Source organism: Planctomycetia bacterium, assembly GCA_034440135.1.
Lineage (GTDB): Bacteria > Planctomycetota > Planctomycetia > Pirellulales > JALHLM01 > JALHLM01.
Genome location: JAWXBP010000441.1, coordinates 1 through 8225 on the forward strand (window position 1 = coordinate 1; position 8225 = coordinate 8225).

Annotated in this window: 10 protein-coding genes; 7 read left to right on the forward strand and 3 right to left on the reverse strand. The window is 60.8% G+C overall.

Annotated elements, in window-relative coordinates:
- Together SGJ19_25400 and SGJ19_25405 are read left to right on the forward strand one after the other, a co-directional pair.
- A partial coding sequence (locus SGJ19_25400) for an STN domain-containing protein (GenBank protein MDZ4783598.1) occupies positions 1-366 on the forward strand: 366 nt, incomplete at its 5' end.
- Between the two features lie 469 nt (positions 367-835).
- Positions 836-2242: a DnaA/Hda family protein gene (locus SGJ19_25405; GenBank protein MDZ4783599.1), complete on the forward strand. Its 1407-nt coding sequence runs from the start codon at positions 836-838 to the stop codon at positions 2240-2242.
- 21 nt (positions 2243-2263) lie between these two features.
- On the opposite strand, the gene SGJ19_25410 is transcribed toward SGJ19_25405, so the two are convergent.
- The 3 genes from SGJ19_25410 to polX form a co-directional block, all read right to left on the reverse strand.
- The gene (locus SGJ19_25410) at positions 2264-2593 is read right to left on the reverse strand and encodes a hypothetical protein (GenBank protein ID MDZ4783600.1); all 330 of its coding nucleotides are present in this window, start codon (positions 2591-2593) and stop codon (positions 2264-2266) included.
- A gap of 25 nt (positions 2594-2618) precedes the next feature.
- On the reverse strand, positions 2619-2936 hold the full coding sequence (locus SGJ19_25415; protein ID MDZ4783601.1) for a hypothetical protein: 318 nt from the start codon (positions 2934-2936) through the stop codon (positions 2619-2621).
- A gap of 71 nt (positions 2937-3007) precedes the next feature.
- Entirely contained in the window at positions 3008-4735 is a 1728-nt protein-coding gene (polX, locus tag SGJ19_25420; protein MDZ4783602.1) for a DNA polymerase/3'-5' exonuclease PolX, read from the reverse strand.
- 339 nt (positions 4736-5074) lie between these two features.
- On the opposite strand from polX, the gene SGJ19_25425 reads away from it, so the two are divergent.
- From SGJ19_25425 to SGJ19_25445, 5 genes are all read left to right on the forward strand, one after another.
- Positions 5075-5422: an STAS domain-containing protein gene (locus tag SGJ19_25425; protein MDZ4783603.1), complete on the forward strand. Its 348-nt coding sequence runs from the start codon at positions 5075-5077 to the stop codon at positions 5420-5422.
- An 8-nt stretch (positions 5423-5430) separates the two neighbouring features.
- Positions 5431-5802 carry an STAS domain-containing protein gene (locus SGJ19_25430; GenBank protein ID MDZ4783604.1) on the forward strand — a complete coding sequence of 124 codons (372 nt, stop codon included), beginning with the start codon at positions 5431-5433 and terminating at the stop codon, positions 5800-5802.
- The gene (locus SGJ19_25435; GenBank protein MDZ4783605.1) at positions 5799-7031 is read left to right on the forward strand and encodes a GspE/PulE family protein; all 1233 of its coding nucleotides are present in this window, start codon (positions 5799-5801) and stop codon (positions 7029-7031) included. Before SGJ19_25430 ends, SGJ19_25435 begins: the two co-directional genes overlap by 4 nt.
- Positions 7032-7186: 155 nt before the next feature.
- Positions 7187-7606 carry a hypothetical protein gene (locus SGJ19_25440; GenBank protein MDZ4783606.1) on the forward strand — a complete coding sequence of 140 codons (420 nt, stop codon included), beginning with the start codon at positions 7187-7189 and terminating at the stop codon, positions 7604-7606.
- 73 nt (positions 7607-7679) lie between these two features.
- Positions 7680-8225, forward strand: a 546-nt coding sequence (locus SGJ19_25445; protein MDZ4783607.1) for a hypothetical protein, incomplete at its 3' end; no start/stop codon positions are given.

Consider the following 8225-nt stretch of genomic DNA (forward strand, 5'->3'; position numbering starts at 1 on the left):
GTTGAAATCGCTGCCGAAACGGAACCAGTCGAGGCGGCGCCTCCGGACCCGGCGCCTGAGGAAAATGTGGCCGCGGCCTCGACCGCCGACGATTTGCTGCGCCGGTTGCAAACGGACTTGGCCGCAATTGATGAACCGGCGATCTCGCTCGCGGCACTTGTCGAGTTGTTGGGCGGACTCGCCGCCTGCTCCATCGAGTTGGACGGCGCTAGCCTGGCCTCCATCGGCGTCACTGGCGAATCCGGCACGTCCGTCAAACTGGAAGACGCCACGATTGAAGCGGCGCTCATCGCCGCGCTCGAACCGCTGGGGCTGGCTTACGAGCCGCGCGGGAAGTCGATTGTGATCTTCGCCGCGCGCAATTAGCGCGATTGGCAATTCGCTGCGGCGCATGTTAGCGGATTTGCATTTCCCGTCGAACGCCGCGCCGAATTTCTTTAGCCGCTACCACGCAAACACTTACGCGAAGTTGCTCGCGGCGGCTGCGTGTGCAGCGCTACACTTTTTCCACGCAACAAACGCACGTCATTCGGCCGATTTGCAAATGATGAGGATGTCGTTTCCTCGGCATTTCCGTAGGCTCCACAAACTCGCATAACGACTTACGACGCGACTTTTTTCCTGGCCGACAATTGTCTTTGACAGCAGTGCTAGCACGCGTACAATCGGGGCCGCTGTCACGGTTCAATCAGGGTCCGGCGACTTCCGTCGCCGCTTGCTCGCGCTCGTCCTCCTGCACCACGTCGCTCTCCGAGAGCGATCGGCGGCAGACTGTGCACATGATGGCACGGAATGCACGTGTGGGAGGTCTGCGCGCTGGAAGGGATCACGGGAAGTGACCAGGGACGATAAGGACGTCGTTTCCGCTGTCGCGCAAGCGTTGGCGGAAAGGGTCGGAAATGATCGCTACGAAACGTGGTTCGGCGGACAAACGCGTCTCGTCTATGACGGCGTCGCGTTGCGCGTCGTGGCCCCGAATCGTTTCTTCCAGGATTGGCTGAGAACCAAACTCCGCCAGGACGTGGAAGCCGCTGTGCGCACAGTGATCGCCGGGCCGTGCCCCGTGATCTTCGAGGCCGCCGCGGAAACAGCGACGGACGCCGCTCAACCGGAGGTTGCTGATGCAATTGCCGCTGCGGAGCCAACGATGACCACCAACGCGTTGCGCTTGATCGCTGGCCCCGCAACGCCAGCCGCGCCCCCGGCCATGAGTCGACGGCGTTGGGCGACGCTGGGGCAATATGTCGTCGGCGCAACGAATCGCCTGGCGCATGCCACGGCGCTTTCGATGACGGAACGACCGGGCGAGGTCTCCCCCACGCTGTTCCACGGTCCCACGGGCGTCGGTAAGACGCACCTGCTCGAAGGTATCTGGACCGCTGCGCGCCAATCGAGGCAAGCGTTGTTCCTGACCGCCGAGCAATTCACCACGCAGTTTCTCGAAGCCCTGCGCGGCAGCGGCTTGCCCAGCTTTCGCCGCAAGGTCCGCAGCGTCGACTTGTTGCTGATCGACGACATCCATTTCTTCGCCGGCAAGCGCGCCACGCTGGTCGAGTTGCTGCACACCATCGACTTCCTCGTCCGCGAAGGCAAGCAGTTGGTGCTCACGGCCGATCGCCCCTTGGAAGACCTGGCGGTGCTTGGTCCCGAGTTGGTTGCGCGGTTGCAAGGCGGGATGCTGTGCAGGATCGATGCTCCGGACGCCACAACGCGGCTCGGGATTGTCCGGCAACTTGCCGCGACGTTGAGTCTCAAAGCCTGCCCGCAGGTGCTCGATTACGTCGCGATGCAATTCACTTCGCACTCCCGAGAACTTCACGGTGCCTTGAACTTGCTGCGTGCCGAGAGCCGCGCTCGTCAGGTGACGATCACGATGGAGTTGGCGGAGGACGCGCTCCGTGATTTGGTGCGCCAATCCGGCCGCTCGGTGCGCTTGGCCGACATCGAAAAGGCGGTCTGCGAGGTCTTCGATCTCTCGCCCGAAAGTCTGCAATCGGAAAGCAAGGCGCAGCAAATCAGCCAGCCGCGGATGCTGGCGATGTTTCTGGCCCGCAAGCTAACGAGCTCCGCCTACAGCGAAATCGGCCACCACTTCGGCCGCCGCAAGCACACCACGGTGATCTCTGCCCAAAAGAAGATGGGCGCCCTGCTGGAAAAAAACGCCTCGATCCGCCTCCACAACCGCGACTGCCGCATCGACGAAGCGGTCCGCAAAGTGGAGGCGGTGTTGAAGATTGGGTAGGCGTCAGAATGATCGGACTTGCTAGGATCGTTGCATGGCAATAATGGCCGCGATCAAGAAGCCAATCGGCGGGCCCATTCTCAGAAAATAGAGATCGACGGCCGTCCACTTCATTCCGCAGCGTCTTGCCCTTCGGTAGATCAGTAAACTGGCGGCGACATGCGCCAAACAGAACGGCAAGTAGTGTCTGGCGATCCACCCCCCATCGAGTATGAGGGAGGCAAATATCGCCATCGTGACGTTGACTCCAAGACCGATCAGAAAATCTCGGTCAACGGACCGAATGGCCTCGGGCGAAAACGTCTGCGATTCGCCCTCGGTTCGCTCAGTTTGATCAGGTACATCGTTCATCGCGAGCTTCCTTTCGCGCGGCAACTCAGAACAAACTCCGCACAGCGGCAGTTGTCGCGGCCATGATCACGGCGCCGTAGCGCAAAAAGAAATGATCGCCAGCCGAGAGCGTCTGTCCATGCTTGCCGGCGCGAAAAGCAATCAACGCCCCCGCCACGGCATGCGCGGCTGCGAACGGCAAGAACACTCGCAGCCACGGCGCGCTGGAGAGCCAAATCACGCCCAGCAACGCGCCCGTGCCGTCGATCAACAGACCGATGGCCAGCGAAACCCGTGGCGAACATCCCGCCCCTTCGCGCGAAGCATAGCCCAGCGGCGATCGGTAAGGATTGGAATCTGCCATCCTTCCAGCGTATTCCGGCGTGGCGCGGAACTCAATGGAAATCGACTGGCTTTAAAGTCAAATGAATTTCGTTAGCGCCCATCCATCAATTTCTTCACGTCTCGCCACGCCCGCGTGTTCACCACATCCTCTTTAGTCAGCCCCGCGCGACGTGCCTGCAACACGCCATAGCGCATGCAGGCCAATCCGACCACGCTGTGCGCGTCGGTCGAAATCACAATCGGAATCCCGCGCCGTTTCGCCGCGGCGCAGGCTACGTCGTCCAGGTCGAGTCGTTGCGGGTTCGCGTTGAGTTCCAGGAATTTCCCAAGCTTCGCCGCGGCGTCGAACACCGCTTCCAGATCGACTTCGTACGCCTTACGCTTGTTGAGCAATCTCCCCGTGGGGTGCGCGATGGCATCCACGTTAGGGTTTTCCAGCGCTTCGAGAATCCTCGCGGTGATGCGCTCGCGGGGTTGGCTCTGCCCGTAGTGAACGCTCGCCACCACCCAATCCGCGGCGCTCAGCACGTCGTCGTCCAAGTCCAACCCGCCCGCTTCCAGGATGTCAACCTCGACTCCCTTCAACACGGTGATCCCTTTGGCCTTCGCCGCCGCGGCATCGATGCGGTCCCAATGCTCGACGAGCCGATCGGCATTGAGACCATTGGCCATCGTGACGCGTTTCGAGTGATCGGTGATGGCGATGTATTTCAATCCGCGCGCCTGCGCGGCCGCGATCATTTCTTCAATCGTGGCCGTGCCGTCGGTTGCCGTGGTGTGCATGTGGAGATCGCCGACCATGTCTTCCACTTCCAACAACCGCGGCAGCGTGCCTTGTTTCGCCCACTCGAATTCCTGCCGCGCCTCGCGGATCTCCGGCGGGAAGCAGGGCAAATCGAGCGTGGCGTAAACATCCGCTTCCGTCGCGCCGGCGATCTTGTCCTCGCCGCGATACACGCCCCACTCGTTGATCTTCAACCCGCGGTCTTTCGCCATCCCGCGCAGGATGACGTTGTGATCCTTCGACCCGGTGAAGTATTGCATTGCCGCGCCGAAGGAATCCTCCGGCACCACGCGCAGATCGACTTGCAAGCCTTCATTCAACCGCACCGACATCTTGGTCTCGCCGCGCGCTAGCACCAGCGCGACTTCCGGATACGCCGCCAGGCGATCCATCGCCGGATTCGGATCGGACGCCACGGCCAGAAAATCCAAATCGCCAATCGTCTCCCTGCCGCGTCGATAACTCCCCGCCGGTTCCAGCCGCACCAAAGCGGGGACGCCTTGCAGATGCTCGCGAATCGCCTGCACGCGTTCGTCGGCCACGGCCCACAACAACCGTTTGTCAGCCGTCTCGGCAGTCTCCAGCCCGCGCAAGATCGTCTCTTCCGTCTTGGCGCCAAAGCCCTTCAATTCGCGCACGCGGTGTTCGTCGCAGGCCTTTCGCAAGTCCGCCAGCGACTGAACGTGCAACTCCTTGAACAACGTCGCCGCCTTTTTCGGTCCCAAACCGGGCACGCGCAGAATCGCCAACACGCTCGCCGGCACCTGCGCCTGCAATTCCGCGAGCATCGGCAGCGCCCCGGTGCGCACCAGCGTTTCGATCTTTTCCGCCAGGTCCTTGCCAATCCCCTCGATCGACTGCAACTCTTTCACGGGATCTTCGCTGCCGTCCACGACGCGATCCAAGGATTCCGTCGAATCGCCAATCACCCGCGCGGCGTTGCGATACGCTCGCACGCGAAACGCATTCGCCCCCTGAAACTCCAGCAGGTCAGCAATCTGTTCGAAAACCGTGGCGATTTGGTTATTGGTCATGGTTGAAGTGCCAGTGATTCAATGGCCGTGTGTCGGATTCCAGCGTTTGGTGATCGTGTTACGCATCACACCAACCCGAAGCGCCAGCGAGGGGGAGAGGACGCCGCATTTCAGCGCGATCCGGCGCTGAGAACCGGCGCTTTCTCCCTCTCGCTCGCGTGCCGGGTTGGCGTCGACTGTGCCGCTTGCGCATTCTAAATCTAGTAACGGCGATTCCTACCTACTCCACCTACTTACTACTCCACCTACTTCCCCTACTTCCTCCCTTCCCAATTGTGACCGGAATCTCGATCCTTTATAACTTGGGGGAGTCGCGGCGCGCACAACAGGGGTTCTCGAATGCGGCTGGTTCTGGTTTCTAACGAGGGGTCCTGCACCAAGTTGCGCCTATCCGGCCGCGTCACTCAAGAGGCGTTGGCCGCCGGCGCCGACCCCTTTCTCGATCTGCTAGGCGCCGATGCTTACGCCCGCAAGTCGCTAGTCGACCTCCAAGACTCAGATTTCATGGATTCCTCAGGTGTCGGCTGGCTGATGAACTGCAACAAGAAGTTTCGCCTGGCGGGCGGCGTGTTGGTGCTGCATTCGATTCCGCCGCTGGTTTATCGCACCTTGCAGGTGCTGCGTATGGAGATGGTTCTCAAGCTGGCGAAGGACGAAGCCGACGCCGAATCCCTGGCCCAAGGCTGATGTGAACGATGCCTGAGTTGAAGCCGCTCGAACTGGAACTGCTCGACACCGTGGAGGGCGTGCGCACAGTGCGCGCCCGCGGCTGTCTGTCGGACAACAGCACACCAGCGGCGACGCTCGAAGCGCTCTTGGGCGCCGATTGCTTCGCTTCGCAAGTGACGCTCGATCTAAATCACGTCGATTTCATCGACTCCAGCGGCATCGGCTGGCTACTGGGCGCGCATCGCCGATTCCGCAGCGCCGGCGGCGGGCTGGTGCTGCACAGCATTCCGCCGGTCGTGCGTCAAACGCTGAAAGTATTGCGCATGGACGAAGTACTCCGTCTCGCCAAGGATGAATCCGCCGCCCGCTCGCTTGTTCGTGGGGAAACAGTCGTATGACCGAAGTCGCGTCCATTCAATTCGTGCCGGCGGAAATTCACGACCTCGACGCCGAGCAAGCCGTCGCCACGCTGATCGATCATGTCGTGGCGTTGCCGGCCAGCGATCTCTTCTTCGCGGCCGAAGAGGACAGCGTTCACATCGCGGTCCGTCATCTCGGCGTGGTCCGGCAAGTGACGACGCTTTCCCCCGAGCAAGGGAAGCGCATGATCGGCCATATCAAAGCACTGGCCGGCATGGACCTCACTGAGCGCCGCCACCCCAGCGACGGCCGCTGGATTCATATTCAGCCGGACGGCCACAAGGTGGATTTGCGGATCAGCTCGCTCCCCACGCTCTACGGCGAAGATCTTTCGATCCGCTTATTGGAACGCGATTCCAATCTCCGCACATTGGACGGCGTCGGTCTCGCGCGGCATGAGTACAACCAACTCATGAATCTGCTCGCTAGCCCGAGTGGCTTGGTGCTCGTCACGGGTCCGACTGGCTCCGGCAAGACAACGACGCTCTACGCCTGCATTCAGTATCTCAACAACGGCCGCCGCAAGATCAATACGATCGAAGACCCCGTCGAATACGCGGTCGCCGGCGTCCGCCAATCGCAAGTCAACCCGCGATTTAATCTCGATTTCCCCGAAATGCTCCGCGGCGTGCTGCGCCAGGCGCCCGACGTGATCATGATCGGCGAGATTCGCGACAGCGTCACCGCCGACACCGCGGTCCGCGCCGCCAACAGCGGACATCTCGTCTTCGCCACGCTCCACGCGCCGGTCGCTAGCAGTGCGGTGGCCAGCATGTTGGCCCTTGGCGTGAAGCCGCATTTCTTCGCGAGCAGCTTGCTAGGCGTGCTTTCGCAACGCCTCGTGCGCACGCTCTGCCCGCATTGCAAAGTTGGCTACGATCTCTCCGACGCCCCGCACACCTTCGAAGCGGTCCGCCCCTGGCTAGAACCAAGCCAGGGCCAACAGATGTTCTCGGTGAAAGGCTGCGATCGCTGCTTCCAGGACGGTTACGCCGGCCGCACGGCCGTCTACGAAATGCTCTGCATCACGCGCGAAACCCGCCGCCTGATCGCCGAAGGCGCCAACCCGCGCGACATCGAACAACAAGCCATCCAAGACGGCATGATCGAATTCCGCCGCTCGTCGCTATTGAAAGTGGCGCAAGGCGTAACGAGCATCGAAGAGGTTCTCCGCGCGGTGCCGACGGAGTATTTGGGGTTGGATTGACAGCTTCACTTTGCGTCACACCCGTTTTTCGGATAGATCACTCAGCGTGGGTGCCTGGGGCTGAGGCAGACAAGTTTGGCGACCAAGTCGAATCAACTGGGGCATCATGTCGATTCGTTGAATAGTTCAACGAAGCCCCAGTAGGTCGGACCATTATGACCACGAAACAAGTGCCCCTGCCCCAGGCACCCGCGCATTTATACATAGGCATGCCCGACCAGCGTAGCCAGCTCGATCTCGACGACGACCAGGGCTTTTTCAGCCGGCTTGGGCAGTTCTTTTCCGCGTTGTTCCTCGGGCCGTTGATTGGGCTGCTGTTCTGGTTGGGGATCGAACAGAACCGCAGGGCTGCGCCGCTCGTGGCCACGATTGCCGAGAACCTGCTGAAGACGTTGGTGCTGTTCTGGGTGCTGCTTTTAGTATTTATTTGGTATCGCCCGTCCTGGCTGAGGCGGCTTTACCTGCGCTCGGAACGCAAGGTCGTCTTCGTCGGCTGGATTACCCGCATCGCTCTCTTCCTGGCCATCGTATTCGCGGCTGGCTGGGGATTGGTCGACCATTTCCTGCTGCGGTGAGAACCACCGTCGGATGAGCTACGTAGACTATGTCGAGCTTGTTGACTCCCTCGCGTCGCCAACGGACCAACCCGTGACGGACACCGATCATTCGCATCGCCCGTTTCGGCTTGCCGATTTGTTCTTGTTGACGGTCGGCTTCGCGATGGGCTTCGCGTTGTTGGCAAAGTATCGCGCGGAAGCCATAGAGATCGGCCGCGAACACATTCCGGAAATGGAGAACCCCTGGCTCTATCGGGCCAGTCCGTTGGAGTTAATCGCGACCGGACTTGCGTTTGGCGTCGCGGCGTCGTTTCCGTTGGTACGAGGGCGCGAAGCTTGGACTTATCCAGGAAGCTGGAAACTCAGGGTCGAAGACGCAATTGGCTTTACGCCGCTGATGACATTTGCGATCTTCAAATCCATCGAACTGATCGCGCCGTACTTTGAGGTGCCTTTTGTTTACTTGCTGATCTTCCTAACTGCCATTGCAATTCAGATCCTTTCAAGCGCGGCGAGCGTCATCATTGGATGCGCGCTCGCGGCCGATCGGCCGCATGAGGGGAGTTGGATCAAATTCCTTGGTCTGATCGCATCATTCGCAAACGGCGCTGTACTGTTTCGAATGATCAACATGGCA